Origin of the sequence: Pseudomonas sp. PARCl1, from assembly GCF_947311875.1 — a bacterium.
In the GTDB taxonomy this organism is placed as follows: domain Bacteria; phylum Pseudomonadota; class Gammaproteobacteria; order Pseudomonadales; family Pseudomonadaceae; genus Aquipseudomonas; species Aquipseudomonas juntendi.
In genome coordinates this window covers 39,962-59,888 of the sequence record NZ_CAMZMX010000023.1, presented here as the reverse complement: position 1 = coordinate 59,888, position 19,927 = coordinate 39,962, and the positions used below count along the sequence as shown (strand labels likewise).

At 63.3% G+C, this 19,927-nt stretch carries 21 protein-coding genes; 10 read left to right on the top strand and 11 right to left on the bottom strand.

Annotation, left to right across the window (positions count from 1 at the left end):
* Position 1: 1 nt before the first annotated feature.
* Both QME24_RS14260 and QME24_RS14255 read left to right on the top strand, forming a co-directional pair.
* Entirely contained in the window at positions 2-568 is a 567-nt protein-coding gene (locus QME24_RS14260) for a cytochrome c oxidase assembly protein (RefSeq protein ID WP_029886291.1), read from the top strand.
* A gap of 16 nt (positions 569-584) precedes the next feature.
* Positions 585-1,472 (top strand): cytochrome c oxidase subunit 3, encoded by an 888-nt coding sequence (locus QME24_RS14255; RefSeq protein ID WP_029886292.1) that lies wholly within the window; start codon positions 585-587, stop codon positions 1,470-1,472.
* Between the two features lie 99 nt (positions 1,473-1,571).
* Here the strand turns inward: QME24_RS14255 and QME24_RS14250 are convergent, their stop codons facing one another.
* Positions 1,572-1,775 carry a twin transmembrane helix small protein gene (locus QME24_RS14250; RefSeq protein ID WP_003258925.1) on the bottom strand — a complete coding sequence of 68 codons (204 nt, stop codon included), beginning with the start codon at positions 1,773-1,775 and terminating at the stop codon, positions 1,572-1,574.
* Between the two features lie 51 nt (positions 1,776-1,826).
* Here QME24_RS14250 and QME24_RS14245 point away from each other — a divergent pair, with 51 nt between their 5' ends.
* Genes QME24_RS14245 through QME24_RS14225 form a run of 5 tightly spaced genes read left to right on the top strand, consistent with a single transcriptional unit; the run spans position 1,827 to position 5,710 of the window.
* Positions 1,827-2,564: an SURF1 family protein gene (locus QME24_RS14245; protein ID WP_192441357.1), complete on the top strand. Its 738-nt coding sequence runs from the start codon at positions 1,827-1,829 to the stop codon at positions 2,562-2,564.
* Positions 2,533-3,114 carry a hypothetical protein gene (locus QME24_RS14240; protein WP_182367614.1) on the top strand — a complete coding sequence of 194 codons (582 nt, stop codon included), beginning with the start codon at positions 2,533-2,535 and terminating at the stop codon, positions 3,112-3,114. Before QME24_RS14245 ends, QME24_RS14240 begins: the two co-directional genes overlap by 32 nt.
* A gap of 9 nt (positions 3,115-3,123) precedes the next feature.
* The gene (locus tag QME24_RS14235; RefSeq protein ID WP_009683602.1) at positions 3,124-4,203 is read left to right on the top strand and encodes a COX15/CtaA family protein; all 1,080 of its coding nucleotides are present in this window, start codon (positions 3,124-3,126) and stop codon (positions 4,201-4,203) included.
* Entirely contained in the window at positions 4,188-5,081 is an 894-nt protein-coding gene (cyoE, locus tag QME24_RS14230) for a heme o synthase (RefSeq protein ID WP_192441359.1), read from the top strand. Before QME24_RS14235 ends, cyoE begins: the two co-directional genes overlap by 16 nt.
* Positions 5,078-5,710: an SCO family protein gene (locus QME24_RS14225; RefSeq protein ID WP_192441361.1), complete on the top strand. Its 633-nt coding sequence runs from the start codon at positions 5,078-5,080 to the stop codon at positions 5,708-5,710. Before cyoE ends, QME24_RS14225 begins: the two co-directional genes overlap by 4 nt.
* Before the next feature lie 57 nt (positions 5,711-5,767).
* Here QME24_RS14225 and QME24_RS14220 read toward each other — a convergent pair whose 3' ends face one another.
* From QME24_RS14220 to QME24_RS14210, 3 genes are all read right to left on the bottom strand, one after another.
* Positions 5,768-6,541 (bottom strand): MetQ/NlpA family ABC transporter substrate-binding protein, encoded by a 774-nt coding sequence (locus tag QME24_RS14220; RefSeq protein WP_009683599.1) that lies wholly within the window; start codon positions 6,539-6,541, stop codon positions 5,768-5,770.
* Between the two features lie 64 nt (positions 6,542-6,605).
* A complete protein-coding gene (locus QME24_RS14215) occupies positions 6,606-7,277 on the bottom strand; it encodes a methionine ABC transporter permease (protein WP_009683598.1) in 672 nt (223 codons plus the stop codon).
* A complete protein-coding gene (locus tag QME24_RS14210) occupies positions 7,277-8,284 on the bottom strand; it encodes a methionine ABC transporter ATP-binding protein (RefSeq protein WP_144187326.1) in 1,008 nt (335 codons plus the stop codon). The genes QME24_RS14215 and QME24_RS14210 overlap by 1 nt, the downstream gene beginning before the upstream one ends.
* 49 nt (positions 8,285-8,333) lie before the next feature.
* On the opposite strand from QME24_RS14210, the gene katE reads away from it, so the two are divergent.
* Complete coding sequence (gene katE, locus QME24_RS14205; RefSeq protein WP_280091337.1) at positions 8,334-10,646, top strand: catalase HPII; 2,313 nt, start codon at positions 8,334-8,336, stop codon at positions 10,644-10,646.
* Between the two features lie 155 nt (positions 10,647-10,801).
* Here katE and QME24_RS14200 read toward each other — a convergent pair whose 3' ends face one another.
* The 4 genes from QME24_RS14200 to zur form a co-directional block, all read right to left on the bottom strand.
* Complete coding sequence (locus QME24_RS14200) at positions 10,802-11,509, bottom strand: PA5502 family lipoprotein (protein ID WP_054904498.1); 708 nt, start codon at positions 11,507-11,509, stop codon at positions 10,802-10,804.
* Positions 11,510-11,635: 126 nt separating this feature from the next.
* A complete protein-coding gene (gene znuB / locus QME24_RS14195; RefSeq protein ID WP_009683594.1) occupies positions 11,636-12,418 on the bottom strand; it encodes a zinc ABC transporter permease subunit ZnuB in 783 nt (260 codons plus the stop codon).
* Positions 12,411-13,184 (bottom strand): zinc ABC transporter ATP-binding protein ZnuC, encoded by a 774-nt coding sequence (gene znuC / locus QME24_RS14190; protein ID WP_009683593.1) that lies wholly within the window; start codon positions 13,182-13,184, stop codon positions 12,411-12,413. Before znuC ends, znuB begins: the two co-directional genes overlap by 8 nt.
* Complete coding sequence (zur, locus tag QME24_RS14185) at positions 13,181-13,666, bottom strand: zinc uptake transcriptional repressor Zur (RefSeq protein ID WP_054904499.1); 486 nt, start codon at positions 13,664-13,666, stop codon at positions 13,181-13,183. The genes znuC and zur overlap by 4 nt, the downstream gene beginning before the upstream one ends.
* Before the next feature lie 18 nt (positions 13,667-13,684).
* Between zur and QME24_RS14180 the strand changes: the two genes are divergently transcribed.
* A complete protein-coding gene (locus tag QME24_RS14180) occupies positions 13,685-14,641 on the top strand; it encodes a zinc ABC transporter substrate-binding protein (RefSeq protein WP_280091336.1) in 957 nt (318 codons plus the stop codon).
* Positions 14,642-14,706: 65 nt separating this feature from the next.
* Here the strand turns inward: QME24_RS14180 and QME24_RS14175 are convergent, their stop codons facing one another.
* Together QME24_RS14175 and QME24_RS14170 are read right to left on the bottom strand one after the other, a co-directional pair.
* Positions 14,707-15,657, bottom strand: a complete 951-nt coding sequence (locus tag QME24_RS14175) for a homoserine kinase (RefSeq protein ID WP_009683590.1) — start codon at positions 15,655-15,657, stop codon at positions 14,707-14,709.
* A 69-nt stretch (positions 15,658-15,726) separates the two neighbouring features.
* Positions 15,727-16,014 carry a DUF2782 domain-containing protein gene (locus tag QME24_RS14170; RefSeq protein WP_009683589.1) on the bottom strand — a complete coding sequence of 96 codons (288 nt, stop codon included), beginning with the start codon at positions 16,012-16,014 and terminating at the stop codon, positions 15,727-15,729.
* A 75-nt stretch (positions 16,015-16,089) separates the two neighbouring features.
* Between QME24_RS14170 and polA the strand changes: the two genes are divergently transcribed.
* A complete protein-coding gene (gene polA / locus QME24_RS14165) occupies positions 16,090-18,837 on the top strand; it encodes a DNA polymerase I (RefSeq protein ID WP_192441366.1) in 2,748 nt (915 codons plus the stop codon).
* A gap of 335 nt (positions 18,838-19,172) precedes the next feature.
* Here polA and yihA read toward each other — a convergent pair whose 3' ends face one another.
* A complete protein-coding gene (gene yihA, locus QME24_RS14160; RefSeq protein ID WP_009683587.1) occupies positions 19,173-19,805 on the bottom strand; it encodes a ribosome biogenesis GTP-binding protein YihA/YsxC in 633 nt (210 codons plus the stop codon).
* Positions 19,806-19,927: the final 122 nt, after the last annotated feature.

The window sequence follows — 19,927 nt, the reverse complement described above, 5'->3', positions numbered from 1 at the left end:
CATGACAGGCCTTTCGCTGAAGCGCCTGGTAACGCGCCTGCTGATGCTGACGGTGGTGATGTTCGCCTTCGGCTTTGCCCTGGTGCCGATCTACGACGTGATGTGCAAGGCCTTCGGCATCAATGGCAAGACCGGCGGGCAGTACGAGGGCAGCCAGGTCAGTGACCCCTCGCGGTCGGTGCGGGTGCAGTTCATGTCGACCAACGCCAGCGACATGGTCTGGGACTTCTACTCCAGCGCCGATCAGCTGGAGGTCCACCCCGGTGCGGTCAACCAGATGATCTTCATTGCCCATAACCCGACCGACCGGCCGATGAGTGCCCAGGCGATACCCAGCATCACCCCCGCCGAAGCCGCGGCGTACTTCCACAAAACCGAGTGCTTCTGCTTTACGCAGCAGGTGCTGCAACCCGGCCAACGCATCGAAATGCCGGTGCGCTTCATCGTCGACCGCGACCTGCCGGCCAGCGTGAAGCACCTGACGCTGGCCTACACCTTGTTCGACATCACCGCTCGCCACCCGCCGGTCGCTCAAGTTGCGGCCCAGGCCGTCCAGGGCGCCCGTTAAGGGAAGGAGAACAGCAATGGCAAGTCATGAGCATTACTATGTTCCGGCGCAGAGCAAGTGGCCGATCATCGCTACCCTCGGCATGTTCATCAGCGTGTTCGGCCTGGGTACCTGGTTCAACGACATGAAGGCCGGGCACCCGGAGTCGCACGGGCCGTTGATTTTCTTCGTGGGTGCTCTGTTTCTGGCCTACATGTTGTTCGGCTGGTTCGGGGCGGTGGTCAAGGAAAGCCGTGCAGGGCTCTACAGCGCGCAGCTGGACCGCTCTTTCCGCTGGGGCATGAGCTGGTTCATCTTCTCGGAAGTGATGTTTTTCCTGGCCTTCTTCGGCGCGCTGTTCTACGTGCGCGTGCTGGCGGGGCCGTGGCTGGGTGGCGAAGGGGCCAAGGGTGTTGCCCATATGCTCTGGCCCGGCTTCGAGTTCACCTGGCCGCTGTTGCACACGCCGGATCCGAAGCTGTTCCCGCCGCCCAAGGAAGTGATCGACCCGTGGCACCTGCCGCTGATCAATACCCTGTTGCTGGTCAGCTCCAGCGTGACCATCACCCTGGCCCACCATGCGTTGCGCCGCGACCACCGCGGGGCGCTGAAAGGCTGGATGGCGCTGACCATCGTGTTGGGCATCAGCTTCATCGCGCTGCAGGCCTTCGAGTACCACGAGGCCTATACCAAGCTGGGGCTGACGCTGGGCTCGGGCATCTATGGCGCTACGTTCTTCATGCTCACGGGTTTCCACGGCGCGCACGTGACCTTGGGCACGATCATCCTCATTGTGATGTTCGTGCGCATCCTGCGTGGCCACTTCAACCCGCAGAAACACTTCGGCTTCGAAGCGGCCAGCTGGTACTGGCACTTCGTGGATGTGGTGTGGGTGGGGCTTTTCATCTTTGTGTATGTACTGTGACTAGCGAACCCTGTGGGAGCGGGCGCGCCCGCGAATGCGCCGGTGCATTCAACATCGCATTCGCGGGCATGCCCGCTCCCACAGGGCGAGGTGAAAACGTCAGAAAGGGGCGTGAGATACGAGCTGACCACTGATGAAGCCCCAGGCGACCAGCCCTATGGTCAGCGCCGCCAGGGTCACCCGCACCGTCAGCGCTTTCAGCAGGCGGGTCGAGTTTTCATCATCTTTGACCAGAAACACCAAGCCACTGAACAGACTGGCGATCGTGGCCAACAGCATCAGGACAATCGCGGCCTTGAGCATGGCGCTACTCCCGGGGGATGCGGTGATGTGGATAAGTATAGCGAGGCGCCCGTGAGGCCGTTTCGCCCAGGCTGGGTACCCACCTTGGTGGTACTTGCACTGCTACCGGGGCTGATCGTGCTTGGCTGCTGGCAACTCGGCCGGGCCGAGGAAAAGCGCGCATTGCTGGCCAGCTACGCCGAGCGACGTATCGAAGCGCCGCTGGCGACCAGCCAGCTGAATGGCAACGAAGACAACGCCTTGCGCCGCGTGCACCTGTATGGCCGCTTCGACGCCGAGCACAGCGTGCTGCTGGACAACCGCATGCGCGACGGTCAGGCCGGTGTCGAATTGCTGCAACCCTTCCACGACCAGGCCAGCGGCCTGTGGCTGCTGGTCAATCGCGGCTGGCTTCCCTGGCCGGACCGCCGCGTACCGGTGCACTTCGATACCCCCGCCCAGGCCTTGGCCCTCGACGCCTCGGTGTATGTGGTACCCGGCAACACGTTCCAGCTGCACCCGGACCCAGTCGGCGGCCAGTGGCCGCACCTGTTGACCGCCATCGACGCGGCACAACTGTGGGCGCAGCTCGGGCGTGAGGGGTTCGCCCACGAACTGCGCCTGGAACCTGGCCCGGCAAGCTACCGCCTGGGCTGGCCCATCGTGGCCATGGGGCCGGAAAAACACATGGGTTACGCCGTGCAGTGGTTTGCCCTGGCGATCGCCCTGGTGCTGCTCTACCTCTATTTCGGCTGGCGCCAAAACAAGGAGAAAAGCCATGGCCACCGTCACTCCACTGGACGTGCCTGAACGTAGCAAACCCAAAGCCCGCGGGCGTTTGCAGCTGTTGCTGATTCTTCTGGTGGTGCTGGGCCCGATGGTCCTGGCCACCAGCATGTACAAACTCAACTTCTGGGTACCGGAGGGCCGCAGTTACCACGGCGCCATGATCGGCAACGGTGAGAGCCGTGCCGACCTGGGCGTGGCCGGCGAGGACGGGCGCTGGCAGTTGCTGGTCAGCGCGCCGCAGGCCTGTGCCGAGGAATGCCAGCGGCTGGTGTACCTGGCCCGGCAGATCCAGGTCGGCCTGGGCCGTGATGCCAGCCGGGCCAGCCACGCGCTGGCCGCCGCCCAGCCGCTGAGCGCCGACTACCAGGCCCTGCTCGGGCGCGAATACCCGCAATTGCAACGCTACCCGCTGGATGCGCCGCGCTACCTCAAGCAGGTCGGCGAGGTTGCCCCGCAGCTGTGGATCGTCGATCCGCACGGCAACCTGGTGCTGCGCTACGGCGCCAAGGTCAACGGCAAGCATGTGCTGGATGACCTGCGCCATCTGCTCAAGCTGTCCAATATCGGCTAGGAGCCTGCCATGGCCAGACCCGGATTCCGCCTTGCTGTGTGCGCCACCCTGCTGGCACTGCTGGTCGTCCTGCTCGGTGCCTATACCCGCCTGACCCACGCCGGCCTCGGTTGCCCCGACTGGCCCGGTTGCTACGGTTTCATCAGCGTGCCCAAAAGCGAAGCGCAGCTGGCCCATGCCGAACTGCACTTTCCCGAACACCCGGTAGAGGCGGCCAAGGGTTGGGCCGAAATGGTTCATCGTTACTTCGCGGGCAGCCTGGCCGTGGTCATCGCCTTGCTCGCCTTGCAGGCAGTGCGCCGGCACCACAGCGACGGGCAACCCTATCGCCTGCCTGTGCTGTTGCTGGGTGTGGTGCTGGCCCAGGCGGCGTTCGGCATGTGGACGGTCACCCTGAAGCTTTGGCCGCAGGTCGTCACGGCCCACTTGCTGGGCGGCTTTACCACGTTGAGCCTGCTGTTCCTGTTAACCCTGCGGCTTTCGCGGGCCTTTGCGCCGTTGCCCAAATTGCCGCTCAGCCTGCGGCGGGTCGCTGCGCTGGCCTTGCTGGTGGTGATCGGGCAGATCGCCCTGGGTGGCTGGGTCAGTGCCAACTACGCAGCGGTTGCCTGCATCGACCTGCCCACCTGCCATGGTCAGTGGTGGCCGGCGGCGGACTTCAGCAATGGTTTCCACCTGACCCAGCACGTTGGCCCCAACTACCTGGGGGGGCAGCTGGACAGTGATGCGCGTACGGCCATCCATGTCAGCCACCGGCTGGGCGCGCTGGTGGTCACCTGCGTGCTGCTGATGCTCAGCTGGAAACTGCAGCGCTGTGGCCTTGGCGGCCTGGCGCGCCTGGTGTTGCTGGCGCTGGCCGTGCAGGTGGGCCTGGGCATCAGCAATGTGCTGCTGCACCTGCCGCTGGCCATAGCGGTTGCGCACAACGCCGGTGGGGCTTTGCTGTTGCTGTGCATGGTGCTGGTGAACTACCGCATTCGGGTGGTCGACAAGGTACGCGTGGGTGTCGGCCAAGGCTGGCGCTTGCGGCCAGTGACCGGCGTTGGCATTTCCCATCACATGAGGAACGAGTCGTGGCGACGCTTCTGAGCACCCGACGGGCCAGTTGGCGCGATTACCTGGAGTTGACCAAGCCCAAGGTGGTCGTGCTGATGTTGATCACCTCGTTGGCGGGCATGTTCCTTGCCACCCGTGCGGGGGTGGACTGGAGTGTGTTGGTGTTCGGCAACCTGGGTATCGGCCTGTGCGCGGGTGGCGCGGCAGTGGTCAACCATGTGGTCGACCGGCGCATCGATGCGCTGATGGCGCGTACCCGCAAGCGGCCGCTGGCCCAAGGCCGTGTCGAGCCCTTGCCGGCGTTGCTGTTTGCCCTGGCGCTGGCGCTGCTGGGCATGGCCCTGTTGCTGATTTTCACCAATGCCCTCACTGCCTGGCTGACCCTGGCCTCGCTGCTTGGCTATGCGGTGCTCTACACCGGTTTTCTAAAGCGTGCCACGCCGCAGAATATCGTGATTGGCGGCCTGGCCGGCGCTGCCCCACCCCTTCTGGGCTGGGTCGCGGTCAGCGGCCAGGTCAGTGCCGAGCCGTTGCTGCTGGTGCTGATCATCTTCGCCTGGACCCCACCGCACTTCTGGGCCCTGGCCATCCACCGCAAGGAGGAATACGCCAAGGCCGACATTCCGATGCTGCCGGTGACCCACGGTGAGCGCTACACCAAGCTGCACATCCTGCTGTACACCCTGATATTGCTGGCGGTGAGCCTGTTGCCCTACGCCATCCACATGAGCGGCCCGCTGTACCTGGCCTGTGCCCTGGCCCTGGGCCTGCGCTTCCTGCGATGGGCCTGGGTGTTGTACCGTGGCAGCCGGCCGCACGCAGCGATCGGCACCTTCAAGTACTCTATCGTGTACCTGTTCGCGCTGTTCATCGCGTTGCTTCTCGACCACTACCTGTTGCTGAACCTATGACCCGAACCCAGAAAACCGTCTTTGTCCTCGTTGCCCTGGTCGCGCTGATCATGGGCCTTACCGTCAACAAAGTGCTCAAGGGTCGCGACCAGCCCAACCCTGTCGAGCTGATCGATGCCGGTATCATCCTGTTGCCGCAAAGCCGCGCCGTGGCAGATGTAACCATGACCAACCAGGATGGCCAGCCGGTGCAGCTGGATGAACTGAAAGGCAAGTGGTCGCTGCTGTTCTTTGGCTACACCTACTGCCCGGACATCTGCCCGACCACCCTGGCCCAATTGCGCCAGGTGAAGAGCGAGCTGCCCAAGGATGCTGTCGACCGGTTGCAGGTGGTGTTGGTGAGCGTCGACCCGAACCGCGACACGCCGAACCAGCTGAAGCAGTACCTGGCTTATTTCGACAAGGACTTCATTGGGGTGGCGGGGTCGATCGAAGATACCCAGAAGCTGGCCAATGCCCTGAGCATTCCATTCATTCCGGCAGATACCAGCAAGCCGGGCTACACCGTGGACCACAGCGGCAACCTGGCGGTGGTCGGGCCGGACGGGCGTCAGCGTGGGTTCATTCGCGCGCCGTTCAACAACCAGAAGCTGGTGGCGCAGTTGCCTGGGTTGGTCAAACGGGATTGATGGGGTATTGAAAGCTTCGCGGGCACGCCCGCGAAGCATCCAGTGCGATTGCGAGGCTTAAAACGCCGGAACCACAGCGCCTTTGTACTTCTCGGTAATGAACTGCTTCACCTCAGGCGAGTGCAGCGCCGTTGCCAGCTTTTTCATCGCGTCCGAGTCCTTGTTGTCCGGGCGGGCAACCAGGATGTTCACATAGGGCGAATCGCTGCCTTCGATGGCCAGGGCATCTTTCTCGGGGTTCAGCTTGGCTTCCAGCGCGTAGTTGGTGTTGATCAGCGCCGCGTCCACCTGGGTCAGCACACGCGGGATGGTGGCGGCTTCCAGTTCACGGAACTTGATGTTCTTCGGGTTCTCGGCAACGTCCTTCACGGTCGACAGGATGTTCTTGTTGTCCTTGAGCTTGATCACGCCGGCCTTGTCCAGCAGCAACAGGGCGCGGCCGCCGTTGGTGGCATCATTCGGGATGACCACGGTAGCCCCGGAAGGCAGTTCGTCCAGTTTCTTGATCTTGGTCGAGTACACGCCCAGTGGCTCGATGTGCACGCCTACCACGCTTACCAGGTCGGTGCCCTTGGCCTTGTTGAATTCATCCAGGTACGGCTGGTGCTGGAAGAAGTTGGCGTCCAGGCGCTTTTCCGCCACCTGCACGTTCGGCTGAATGTAGTCGGTGAACTCCTTGACCTTCAGTTCCACGCCCTCTTTGGCCAGCGCCGGTTTGACGAAGTTGAGGATTTCGGCGTGTGGCACCGGGGTAGCGGCGACGGTCAGGGTTTCGGCAGCATTGGCCGAGAAGGCCGCGACAGCGGCGACAACAGCAAGCAGCTTCTTCATTGATCACTCCTTGTGAGGGCCGCGACGGCCCCCGAACGGGTCGGCCAGGCCGACCCCATTGGGGTTACTTACGGGAAAAATGTACAACCAGTTTGTCGCCCACGCTTTGCAGCACTTGCACCAGTACCAGCAGCAGTACCACGGTGACCACCATCACGTCGGTCTGGAAACGCTGGTAACCGAAGCGGATCGCCAGGTCGCCGAGGCCGCCGGCACCGACCACACCGGCCATGGCGGTGTACGAAACCAGGGTGATGGCGGTGACGGTGATGGCCGCGAAGATACCCGGACGGGCCTCAGGCAGCAGCGCGCTGGTGATGATCTGGCGGGTGGTGGCGCCCATCGACTGGGTCGCCTCGATGATGCCTCGGTCCACTTCCCGCAGGGCAGTTTCCACCAGCCGTGCGAAGAACGGCGTAGCACCCACCACCAACGGCGGAATGGCGCCGGCGACACCCAGCGAGGTGCCGGTGATCAGCACCGTGATCGGGATCATCACGATCAGCAGGATGATGAACGGCAGCGAGCGCAGAATGTTCACCACCAGCGACAGCAGCGCATACACGCCCTTCTGTTCGAACATCTGCTTCGGGCCGCAGAGGAACAGCAGCACGCCCAAGGGCAAGCCGAGCAGCACGGTGAAGAACAGCGAGCCGAACAGCATGATCATGGTATCGACGGTGGCCAGCCAGATTTCGGCCCAGTCGACGTTGGCAAAGAAATTCAGGGCGTCCATCAACGCAGTACCTCCATATGTACGTCAGCTGCCTTGAAGTGGGCGAACGCCGCTTCCATGTCACCGCCGATCAGGGCGAGGGTGAGCTGGCCATAGGGGATATCCTTGATGCGGTCGATACGCCCGGCAAGGATGCTGTAGTCCACACCGGTTTCACGGGCCACGGTGCCCAGCAGCGGTGCGTAGGTGGCATCGCCCTGGAAGGTCAGGCGCACGATGCGGCCCGGGACGTGGGCGAAATCGTCGCGTTGCTCGCCTTCGTCGACCTGCTCGTCTTCCTGGACGAAGCGCTTGGTAGTGGCGTGCTGAGGGTGCAGGAATACTTCGGCCACCGAGCCCTGCTCGACGATCTGCCCTGCGTCCATCACCGCCACGCGGTCGCAGACCCGGCGGATCACGTCCATTTCGTGGGTGATCAGCACGATGGTCAGTTTCAGCTCACGGTTGATTTCGGCGAGCAATTGCAGGACCGAAGCCGTGGTTTGCGGGTCGAGGGCGCTGGTGGCCTCGTCGCACAGCAGGATCTTGGGGTTGGTGGACAGGGCGCGGGCGATACCGACGCGCTGCTTCTGGCCACCCGACAACTGCGCCGGGTATTTTCTGGCGTGGTCCGAGAGCCCGACGCGGGCCAGCAGTTCGGTGACGCGCTTGTCGATTTCGCTGCGCGACAGCTCGCCGGCCAGGGTCAGTGGCAGTGCCACGTTGTCGGCGACGGTTTTGGAAGCCAGCAGGTTGAAGTGCTGGAAAATCATCCCGACCTGCTGGCGGAAGCCGCGCAGCTGGCTGGCGTTGAACGCGGTAACGTCTTCGCCATCGACGATGATCTTGCCGCCGGAAGGCTCTTCAAGGCGGTTGATCAAACGCAGCATGGTGCTCTTGCCGGCGCCGGAGTGGCCGATAAGGCCGAACACCTGGCCATCTTCGATGGTCAGGCTGGTCGGATTCAATGCGGGGATTTCCCTACCGGCAACGCGGTAGGTCTTGTGTACCTGTTGGAACTCGATCACGTAGCGAACCTTGTGGGGCGCATGGAATTTGGGTCAGCGGTTAGCTGGGGTGGCGCATTTTAGCCTTTTCCCCTGGCTGTTCTTAGCATTTATTTCGTCAGGCACCAATCCTTCGGGTATATGGCGACAATCGGTAAACCTGATTGAACGCTCGCCGCTCCCCTCCAGTCACTACCAGAACAAGCCCGAACGGGCATGCCTGAAGACTGACGAGGAGAGCCGACCCATGCCCAGCAAGAAAACGGACGCGCCCAAGCACAGTGAGGCCGCCGGCACCCAGACCCCCGACCGGGCCAACACCAATGCCAAGCTGCAGAGCCTGGAGCCGTTCCGTAGCGATGCTACAGGCCAGGCGTTGCGCACCAACCAAGGGGTGAAGATCGCCGATAACCAGAACAGCCTGAAGGCGGGTGCGCGCGGGCCTTCGCTGCTTGAAGACTTCATCATGCGCGAGAAGATCACCCATTTCGACCATGAGCGTATCCCGGAGCGTATCGTGCACGCCCGCGGTACCGGGGCGCACGGGTATTTTCAGAGCTATGGCTGCCATGCCGAACTGACCAAGGCGGGTTTCCTGCAAGACCCGGAAAAGATCACCCCGGTGTTCGTGCGCTTTTCCACTGTACAGGGGCCACGCGGCTCGGGTGACACGGTGCGTGATGTGCGCGGCTTTGCCGTGAAGTTCTACACCGATGAAGGCAATTTCGACCTGGTTGGCAACAACATGCCGGTTTTCTTCATCCAGGACGCGATCAAGTTCCCGGATTTCGTGCATGCCGTGAAGCCTGAGCCGCACAACGAAATGCCGACCGGTGGCTCGGCCCATGACACGTTCTGGGATTTCGTTTCGCTGGTGCCCGAATCGGCGCACATGGTGATCTGGGCGATGTCCGACCGCGCCATTCCCCGTAGCCTGCGCATGATGGAAGGCTTTGGTGTACACACCTTCCGCCTGATCAACGCCGAAGGCGTGGCCAGCTTCGTCAAGTTCCACTGGAAGCCGCGCCAGGGCGTGCATTCGGTGCTGTGGGACGAAGCGCAGAAACTGGCCGGCAAAGACACCGACTACCACCGCCGCGACCTGTGGGAAGCCATCGAGACCGGTGACTACCCAGAGTGGGAATTGGGCGTGCAGATCGTGCCCGAGGCAGACGAGCACAAGTTCGACTTCGACCTGCTCGACCCTACCAAGCTCATCCCTGAAGAGTTGGTGCCCGTGACGCTGCTGGGCAAGATGGTGCTCAACCGCAACCCGGACAACTTCTTCGCCGAAACCGAGCAGGTGGCGTTCTGCCCGGGGCATATCGTGCCCGGTATCGACTTCACCAACGATCCGCTGCTGCAGGGCCGGCTGTTCTCGTACACCGATACGCAGATCAGCCGCCTGGGTGGGCCGAATTTCCATGAAATCCCGATCAACCGGCCGGTGGCGCCCAATCACAGTGGCCAGCGCGACGCCATGCACCGCATGACCATCGACAAGGGCCGTGCTTCGTATGAGCCCAACTCCATCGATGGCGGCTGGCCGAAGGAAACCCCACCTGCCGCGCAGGATGGCGGCTTCGAGAGCTACCAGGAGCGCATCGATGCGCACAAGATCCGCCAGCGCAGCGATTCGTTTGGCGACCACTTCTCCCAGGCGCGGCTGTTCTTCCAGAGCATGAGCCCTACCGAGCAACAGCACATCATCAAGGCCTACAGCTTCGAGCTGGGCAAGGTGGAGCGTGAAAGCATTCGCCAGCGGGAAGTGAATGAGATTCTTGCCAATATCGACCTGAAACTGGCGGCGGCTGTCGCGGCGAACCTGGGGCTGCCCGCACCCAAGCAGGGTACGGTCCAGGTGAAAGGCAGCAAGTTGGCGCAGTCCAAGGCGTTGAGCCAAATGAACCACCCTGGTTCGGTAGGCATCAAAGGCCGCAAGATTGCAGTGCTGGTGGCCGACGGCGTGGACGCGGCCAGTGTCGACAAACTGGTGAAAGCGCTGGAGGCCCACAGTGCACGGCCCATGCTGCTGGGGCCGACGTCGGCGCCGGTGAAGGCGGCCGACGGCAAACAGCTACCGGTGGATGCCTCGATGGAAGGAATGCCGTCGGTCATGTTCGACGGGGTTGTGGTGCCGGCGGGCAAGGCCTCAACCGATGCGCTGGCGGCCAGCGGCCTGGCCAAGCACTTCCTGCTGGAAGGCTATAAGCACCTCAAGGCGATGGTGCTGACCAAAGACCTGGTCAGCGGCCTGGGGCTCAAGGAGGACAAGGGCCTGCTGGTGGGGGATGACCAGAAAGTGATGGATGCCTTCATCAAGGCGGTAGAGGGGCATCGGGTTTGGGAGCGGGAGGCTGCTGCTGAGGCTGTGCCGGCCTGATACCAGCCCATTAAGTAATTTGGGGCCGCTTTGCGGCCCTTCGCGGGCACGCCCGCTCCCACACGTTTGGCGCTGAATTCAAGAAATGCGCGATCCCCTGTGGAAGCGGGCGTGCCCGCGAAGGGCTGCAAAGCAGCCCCAGCACCCCAGCGTTTTCAGCGCTGATGCGGCACCAGAACCACCTGCGCCGGCAGCGAGCGCTGAATTTCATGCTTCTGCTTCAGCTCAAACCCGCTGTCGATCTTGCGCACGCGCTTCTCCAGCAAGGTTTTCAGCCAGGGCGCGTCGTGGGTGCGCGGCACCTGGAACACCACTTCACAGTCATAGCTCACCACGTCTGCCGCAATGTCATCCAGTTGGCGGCGCATGGCGCGGCTGTCGGTGGTTTTCAGGGCCACCACGGTGCTGGGTGCGGTGGGGTCGATGATCAGCGCCTTGGGCTTGGCCTCGGCGGCCTTCAGCGCCGCTTCGGCTTTGGCCAGCTCGGCCTTGCGCGCCTGGCTCACGGCGTCGCCCCCGGTCACCGCAGGCGCTTGCGGCATCAGCGCTCGGGCACGAGCCAAGGCCGTTGCAGCGGCATTCACGTCACCTTTTTGCAGCACGATCTGGCTACGCTGCAGGTAGGCTTCGGCCAGTTGGCGCTGGTATTGCTCCAGGCGTGCGTCGTCGGGCGCCTGGGCCTGCAGGGCAGCCAGTTGGTCTTCGGCGGTGGCCAGCTCGTTGCTGGCGATGTTTTGTTGCAACTGCTGCCAGGCATCGGCTTGGGCAGGTGCGGTGGCCTGTTCCACCGGCGCACTGGAACAGGCAGCCAGGAACAGGGAAAACGCGGCAACAAGCAGATAACGGGAGGCGAACGGCTTCATTCCTGCGATTCTCTATTTGCGCAAAAAGCGAGCAAGTCTACACCCAGGTGCGCACGCTCGAAAACAGGTCTTACAGACCCTTTACCCGGGAAAAGGTTGCAAGGCGTGCCTGAGCACGCCTTGTAATCAGCGCTTTGGCAGGGCCAGGCTCAGCAAGAATAGCACCGCTGCACAGACCACGATCGACGGCCCGGCGGGGGTGTCCTTGAACCAGGACATGGCCAGGCCACCGCAGACCGCGGTGATGCCCAGCAGGCTGGCACCCAGCGCCATCTGCTCGGGCGAGCGGGCGTGGCGCTGCGCCGCAGCAGCGGGGATGATCAACAGCGAGGTGATCAGCAGCACGCCGACGATCTTCATGGCCACGGCGATCACCACCGCAATCAGCAGCATCAGCGCCAGGCGCAGGCCGGCTACGGGGAGGCCTTCGACCATGGCCAGTTCCTCATGCACGGTAACCGCCAACAGCGGCCGCCAGAGCACGCCCAGCAACAGCAGCACCAGCGCACTGCCGCCGAGGATCCAGGCCAGGTCGGTAGTGCTGATGGCCAGCAGGTCGCCGAACAGGTAGGCCATCAGGTCGATACGCACATCGTGCATGAAGCTGAGCACCACCAGGCCCAGTGACAATGTGCTGGGGGCGAGGATGCCCAGCAGGGTGTCGGAGGCCAGCGGCTGGCGTTGCTGCAAGGTCACCAGCAGCACCGCCAGCAACAGGCAGCCAACGGTGACGGCCAGGGCCGGGCTTACATCCAGGGCGAAACCCATGGCCACGCCCAGCAATGCGGCATGGGACAGGGTGTCGCCGAAATACGCCATGCGCCGCCATACCACGAAAGAGCCGAGCGGGCCCGCGACAACGGCCAGGGACAGGCCTGCAAGCAAGGCGTAAAGAAGAAAATCAGCCATGCTTGCAGTGCTCTCCGTGAACGTGGGGGCCGGGGGCGACCACCGAGCCATGCAGGTCGTGGCTGTGGTCGTGATGGTGATGATAAACAGCCAGGCTAGGTGCGTTCTGCCCGAACAGTTCGACAAAGGCTGGGTCGTTGCTGACCTGTTCCGGGTGACCCGAGCAGCAGACATGGCGGTTCAGGCACACCACCTGGTCGGTGGCGCTCATGACCAGGTGCAGGTCGTGCGACACCATCAACACGCCGCAACCATGGCGGTCGCGCAGCCGGGTGATGAGGTTGTACAGCTCGGTCTGGCCGACCACATCCACCCCTTGCACCGGCTCGTCGAGTACCAGCAACTGCGGCGCACGCAACAAGGCACGCGCCAGCAGGACACGCTGCATCTCGCCACCGGAGATGGTCTGGATCGGGCTGTCGATAACCTGTTCGGCGCCCACTTCCTGCAGGGCCGATACGGCTGCTGCCCGGTCTACCCCCGGCACCAGGCGCAGGAAACGTAGCACGGAAAGCGGCAGGGTGGCATCGACCTGGATTTTTTGCGGCATGTAGCCGATACGCAGCCTGGGCTTGCGCCATACTGTGCCGCGGTGCGGCTTGAGCAGCCCGAGCACGGCGCGCACCAAGGTGGTCTTGCCCGCGCCATTGGGGCCTATCAGGGTGACGATCTGGCGCGGCGCCACCGACAGGTCGATGCTGTCGAGCACCGCCTCGCCGCCATAGCTGACGCCCACCTGTTCCAGGCGGATCAGGGCATCGCTCATGCCGCGCTCCGGCAATTGCCGCACAGGCCGACCACTTCCACGGTTTGGGTCTCGACCGTGAAGCCCACGCCCTTGGCGCTGTCGATGATGGCCTCGCTGATGCTGTGTTGCTCCAGCTCGATGGCGACGTGGCATGCACGGCAGATCAGGAACTGGCCCTGGTGCACGTGCTCGGGGTGGCTGCAGCCGATGAACGCGTTGAGCGAGGCAATGCGGTGCACCAGGCCGTTTTCCAGCAGGAAGTCCAGTGCGCGGTACACCGTGGGCGGTGCAGCGCGGCGGCCGTCCTGCTCGCTGAGCACGGCAAGGATATCGTAGGCACCCAGCGGCTTGTGGCTTTGCCATACCAGCTCCAGCACCCGGCGGCGCAGCGCGGTCAGGCGCAGGCCCTGGCGGGTGCACAAGGCATCAGCTTCAGCCAGTGCGCTATGCACGCAATGGGAGTGATCATGGGGACGGTTGGCCAGCGGCGTGAAGGACATGGGCAGCGACGATTCTGTATGGAGACGTTATTATGTTACCCGTTTCTCACGACTCGAGTATTCACCGTGTCCCGATTTCTAGTCCTTTTTGTCGCATTCATCGCCTGTTCGGCCCAGGCCGATGTCCGTGTGCTGACCAGCATCAAGCCGCTGCAGCAGATTGCCGCTGCCGTGCAGGAGGGTGTTGGCAGCCCTGAGGTATTGCTGCCGCCAGGTGCTTCGCCGCACCACTATGCCCTGCGCCCATCCGACGTACGGCGGGTGGGCGATGCCGACCTGCTGTACTGGATCGGCCCGGACATGGAGAGCTTCCTGCCACGCGTATTGGGCAGTCGCAGCAAGGCAACCGTGGCCCTGCAGTCGCTGCCAGGCATGAAGCTGCGCCACTTTGGCGAAGACAGCCATTCCCATGAGGAAGCGGACCACGATGAGCATGACCATGACCACCGCCCAGGTAGCCTGGATGCGCACCTGTGGCTATCGTCGGTCAACGCGCGGGTAATCGCGGGGAAAATGGCTGCGGACCTGGCCCAGGCCGATCCCGCCAACGCGGCGCGCTACCAGCACAACCTGAAGGTCTTTTCAGACCGTATGGATGCGCTGGATGAGCGAATCAAAGCGCGGGTGGCGGGTATCGCTGGCAAGCCGTACTTCGTGTTCCACGAGGCGTTCGACTACTTCGAGGCGGAATATGGCCTGAAGCACACTGGCGTGTTCAGCGTGGCGTCCGAGGTGCAGCCGGGGGCTCAGCATGTGGCCGCCATGCGCAAGCGCCTGCAGGAAGTGGGCAAGACCTGCGTGTTCAGCGAGCCGCCACTGCGCCCGCGCCTGGCCGAGACCCTGACTGCTGGGCTGCCGGTGCGTCTGGCCGAGCTGGATGCACTGGGTGGTACTGACCCGGTGGATGGCAAGGGCTATGAGCGCTTGCTGGAGAAGCTGGGTGGCGACTTGGCTGGGTGCCTGGAGCAGTTGTAAGCCTGGTCCGGCCTCTTCGCGGGCACGCCCGCTCCCACAGGTGCCCGCGAAGAGGCTGAACAGGGCTAGAGGGCAAATGGCAGGTGCAAAGCCACCTGCTGGCGCTGTGCCAAACGCACTTCGAACTCGCTCGGGTCATGGATCATCACATCCATCCCGGCAAACGATTCTGCCGCAATCAGCCGCGACAGCCAGAAGCGCACGCAGCCTACCCGCAACATCTCAGGCCACAGCTCGGCCTCGGCAGCGGTGAACGGCCGCAGTGCGGCATAGGCCGCCAGCAGCGCCTGGGCACGCGGCATGTCGATTGCGCCCTGCTCATCCAGGCACCAATCGTTCACGGTGATGGCGATGTCATACAGCATCGGCCCGGAGCAGGCGTTGTAGAAGTCGATCACGCCAGTCAGGTGGGTGCCTTCGAACATCACGTTGTCGCGGAACAGGTCGGCATGCAGGTTGGCCCGCGGCAGCGCCAGGATCTGCGCCTTGTGCGCGTTGATTTCGTTCAGGGCCGGTTGCAGCAGCGCGGCTTGCTCGGCAGTCAGGCGTGGCAGCAGCTCGGCGCCTGAAGCCAGCATCCAGTCCAGGCCACGGTCGGTGCGGCGCTCGATGATGCGGCCGCGGGTGGCCAGGTGTATATGCGCCAGCAGCTCACCCACCTGGGCGCAGTGCTGCGCGTTGGGCGCCTTGATGTGCTTGCCTGAGAGCCTTGGCTGCAGCAGCGCCGGCTTGCCGCACAGCTCGCGCAGGCCGTTGCCGTCGCGGTCACGAACGGCATAGGGCACCGGCATGTCGGCTGCGTGCAGGGTGTCGAGCAGCTCGATGAAGAACGGCATGTCCTCGCTGGGCCCGCGTTCGATCAACGTCAGCACGAACTCCCCCTGTTCGAGGCTGACGAAGAAATTGCTGTTCTCGGTGCCGGCGGCTATGCCCTGGAAGTCGAGCAGGCGGCCCAGCGCGTACGGTGCCAGAAAGGTTTCCAGCTCAGGCCGGGTCACGGGGGTGAAGACTGACATGATGAAAAATTGCCCATACGGGCACTTCCGCCGGGAAGTGCCGGGTTGATGTGAACGGTGCGCGTCAGATTACCACTCGAAGATCTTCCAGGACGGAATCAGCATGTCCGGCTGGTCGGATCGAATGAAGTTGGCATCGGTGCCATCGGCGCGTACCAGGAAATAAGGCTTGCCGTTTTTCGGTGTGATCTTGATCGCATACAGGAAGCCGTTCTGCCGGTATTCCTGGATGGTCTTGTCGCCTTCCGTGCGAATGGTCACCTCGGGATCGGCCGAGGGGGCGTCTTCCGCCGCCAGGGTGACGACCGGCGTGGTTGCCAACAGGCCGAGCAGTAACAGGCGATTGAGTGTACGCATGATAACCTAGTCCCTTTGTCGTCAATGATTCTGGCTATTCTAGCGCCGGACCCGTCGAAAAGGTTGATTCTGCTCATGAGCCAAGCGCCCCTCGTCCTGGTGGACGGTTCCTCCTACCTGTACCGCGCCTTTCACGCGCTGCCGCCGCTGACCACGTCCAAGGGCATGCCGACCGGTGCGGTGAAGGGTGTGCTGAACATGCTCAAGAGCCTGCGCAAGCAATACCCCGACAGCCTCTTTGCCGTGGTGTTCGACGCCAAGGGTGGCACGTTCCGTGACGCCATGTTCGCCGAATACAAGGCCAACCGGCCGAGCATGCCCGACGACCTGCGGGTGCAGATCGAGCCGCTGCACGCCAGCGTCAAGGCCCTTGGCTACCCGCTGTTGTGCGTCGAAGGGGTCGAGGCCGACGACGTGATCGGCACCCTGGCGCGCAGCAGCGCCGCGTTGGGCCGTCCGGTCATCATCTCGACCGGTGACAAGGACATGGCGCAGCTGGTGGATGGCCACATTACCTTGGTCAACACCATGACCGGTAGCGTGCTGGACGTGGCGGGCGTGCATGAGAAGTTTGGCGTCGGCCCGGAGCACATCATCGACTTCCTGGCCCTGATGGGCGACAAGGTCGACAACATCCCCGGTGTGCCCGGTGTGGGCGAGAAAACCGCCGTGGGCCTGTTGACCGGTATTGGTGGCGGCCTCAGCGACCTGTACGCCAACCTCGACAAGGTGCCGGCACTGGCCATTCGCGGTGCCAAGACCCTGCCGGCCAAGCTGGAACAGCACCGCGACGCGGCGTTCCTGTCGTATGAGCTGGCTACCATCAAGGTCGACGTGCCGCTGGACGTCGAGGTCGAGGCGCTGGTGTGCGGCGAGCCTGACCGCGATGCGCTGCTGGCGCTGTACACCGAGATGGAGTTCAAGAGCTGGGTTGCCGACGTGCAGCGGGAGGCTGCCAGGGTGGGTGATGACGTTGCGCCGGTCGCGGAGCCGGTGGCCAAGGTCGAGCCGAAGTACGAAACCATCCTCGACCAAACACGCTTCGAGGCCTGGCTGGAGAAGCTGCGCCAGGCGCCGCTGTTCGCGTTCGACACCGAAACCACCGGCCTGGACGCCCAGAAGGCCCAATTGGTCGGCCTGTCGTTCGCGGTGGCGCCCCATGAAGCGGCCTACGTTCCGCTGGCCCACGACTACGAGGGCGCGCCGGCCCAGCTGGACCGCGACGCCGTGCTGCTGGCCTTGAAGCCCCTGCTGGAAGACCCGACCAAGGCCAAGGTCGGGCAGAATGCCAAATACGATATCAACATCCTCGCCAACGGTTCGCCCGCCATCGCCATGCGCGGTGTTGCCTATGACACCATGCTCGAGTCCTACGTGCTGAACTCCACGGCCACCCGGCATGACATGGACAGCCTGGCGCAAAAGTACCTCGACCACACTACCATCGCCTTCGAGGACATCGCCGGCAAGGGCGCCAAGCAGCTTACGTTCAACCAGATCGACCTGGACAAGGCGGGCCCCTACGCTGCCGAAGACGCTGACATCACCCTGCGCCTGCACCATGCGTTGCAGGCCCGCCTGGCCCAGACCCCAAGCCTGCAGCCGGTGCTGATGGACATCGAGATGCCGCTGGTGCCGGTACTGGCCAAGATCGAACGCCAGGGCGCACTGGTCGATGCAGCCCTGCTGCACGTCCAGAGCGGTGAGCTGGGTGAGAAAATGGCCGAACTGGAACGGCGCGCCTACGAGCTGGCGGGCGAGGAGTTCAACCTGGGCTCGCCCAAGCAACTGGGGGCGATCCTGTACGACAAGCTGGGCATGCCGGTGCTGAGCAAGACCGCCAAAGGCCAGCCGTCTACCGCCGAAGCGGTGCTCGACGAGCTGGCGGAGCTGGGTTACCCACTGCCTGAAGTACTGATGCAGTATCGCAGCCTGAGCAAGCTCAAGAGCACTTACACCGACAAGCTGCCGGGGCAGATCAACCCGCGTACCGGGCGTATTCACACCTCTTACCAGCAAGCGGTGGCGGCGACTGGCCGGCTGTCGTCCAGCGACCCGAACCTGCAGAACATCCCGATCCGTACCGCCGAGGGCCGCCGAATCCGCCAGGCGTTCATCGCCAGCCCAGGCTACAAGCTGCTGGCGGCCGACTACTCGCAGATCGAGTTGCGCATCATGGCCCACCTGGCCAAGGACGAAGGCTTGCTGCACGCCTTCCGCAACGACCTGGACGTGCACCGTGCCACGGCGGCGGAGGTCTTTGGTGTAGCCCTGGAAAACGTCACCGTCGATCAGCGTCGCAAAGCCAAAGCCATCAACTTCGGCCTGATCTACGGCATGAGCGCATTTGGCCTGGCCAAGCAGATCGGCGTCGACCGCAAGCAGTCGCAGGACTATATCGACCGCTACTTCGCCCGCTACCCCGGGGTGCTGGCCTACATGGAGCGCACCCGTACCCAGGCTGCCGAGCAAGGTTTCGTCGAAACCCTGTTTGGCCGCCGCCTCTACCTGCCAGACATCAACGCCAAGAACCCGGCCCTGCGCAAAGGGGCAGAGCGTACCGCCATCAACGCGCCCATGCAGGGTACCGCCGCCGACATCATCAAGCGCGCCATGGTCAACGTGGATAACTGGCTGAGCGAGAGCGGCCTGGACGCGCGGGTGATCCTGCAGGTTCACGACGAACTGGTGCTTGAGGTGCGCGAGGACCTGGTTGAACAGGTCAAAGATGAAATTCGCCAGCACATGAGCAAGGCGGCGCAGCTGGATGTGCCGCTGCTGGTCGAAGCAGGAATTGGTGCGAACTGGGACGAAGCTCACTGATTGAGCCGGAAAAGCTGTGTAGGATCTGCGACGTGGTGACGCGGATCCTGGCAGCGCTGGCGCGCGCGGGGCTGGGCTTTCATGAAACTATCGCAAATAGTTTTCAGGGCTTCGGAACTAAACCAGTGAAGCGGAACTCAGAGTAACTGAATGGCTGGTGAAGCCTTTCGATGCTCCTATGTTGTGTTAAGTGTTGGCAGATATCTGGACCCCGCCCTAGCGGTCCGGACTTGGACCCCGAACTTCCCCCTCCCCATACGAAGTCCGGGGTTTTTTTTGCCCGCAATTTGGCCTGAGCCTGGGCGAAGCCCAGGCCATGCTCCGCGCTGCAGGCCTCAGGCCACTGGCTTGTCTTCCAGCTCCATCCAGCCCGCCAGCACCCGATAGGCCTCTTCGACGCCCAGGCGCTTGGGCGCCGAGAACAGCTGGATGGTGACGCCGTCGCCCCAGCCCTTGCGAATTTCCGATTGCACCTTCAACAAGGTGTTCTTGCCCGCGCCGTGGGTCAGCTTGTCGGCCTTGGTCAGCAGGATGTGCATCGGCATGCCGCTGGCCTTGGCCCAGTCGAGCATCATCTTGTCGAAATCGGTCATGGGGTGGCGCACGTCCATCATCAGGATGATGCCGCGCAAGCACTCACGGCTGCCCAGATAAGCTTCCAGGTGCTTCTGCCAGTGCTGCTTGAGCGGAATCGGCACCTTGGCATAACCGTAACCTGGCAGGTCGACCAAACGCCGTTCATCGTCCAGACTGAAGAAATTCAACAGCTGGGTGCGCCCGGGGGTTTTCGAGGTGCGCGCCAGGCTGGCGTGAGTCAGGGTGTTGAGGGCGCTGGATTTGCCGGCGTTGGAACGGCCCGCAAAGGCCACCTCGTAGCCCTGATCGTCCGGGCATTGTTCGACCTTGGCTGCGCTGAGGGCGAATTTGGCTTTCTGGCAGAGGCCGAGGATGGGGTTCTTGACTTGCATGGGATATCCGATGTGGGTGTTGCCAAAGCCTAGGCCGGCAAGCGGTGTCGTTTCCGTTTGGCTGACAGAAGTATATAATGCCCCAGTTTTTGTGTGCCCATTCTCCCAGCGAAGGGGAACGG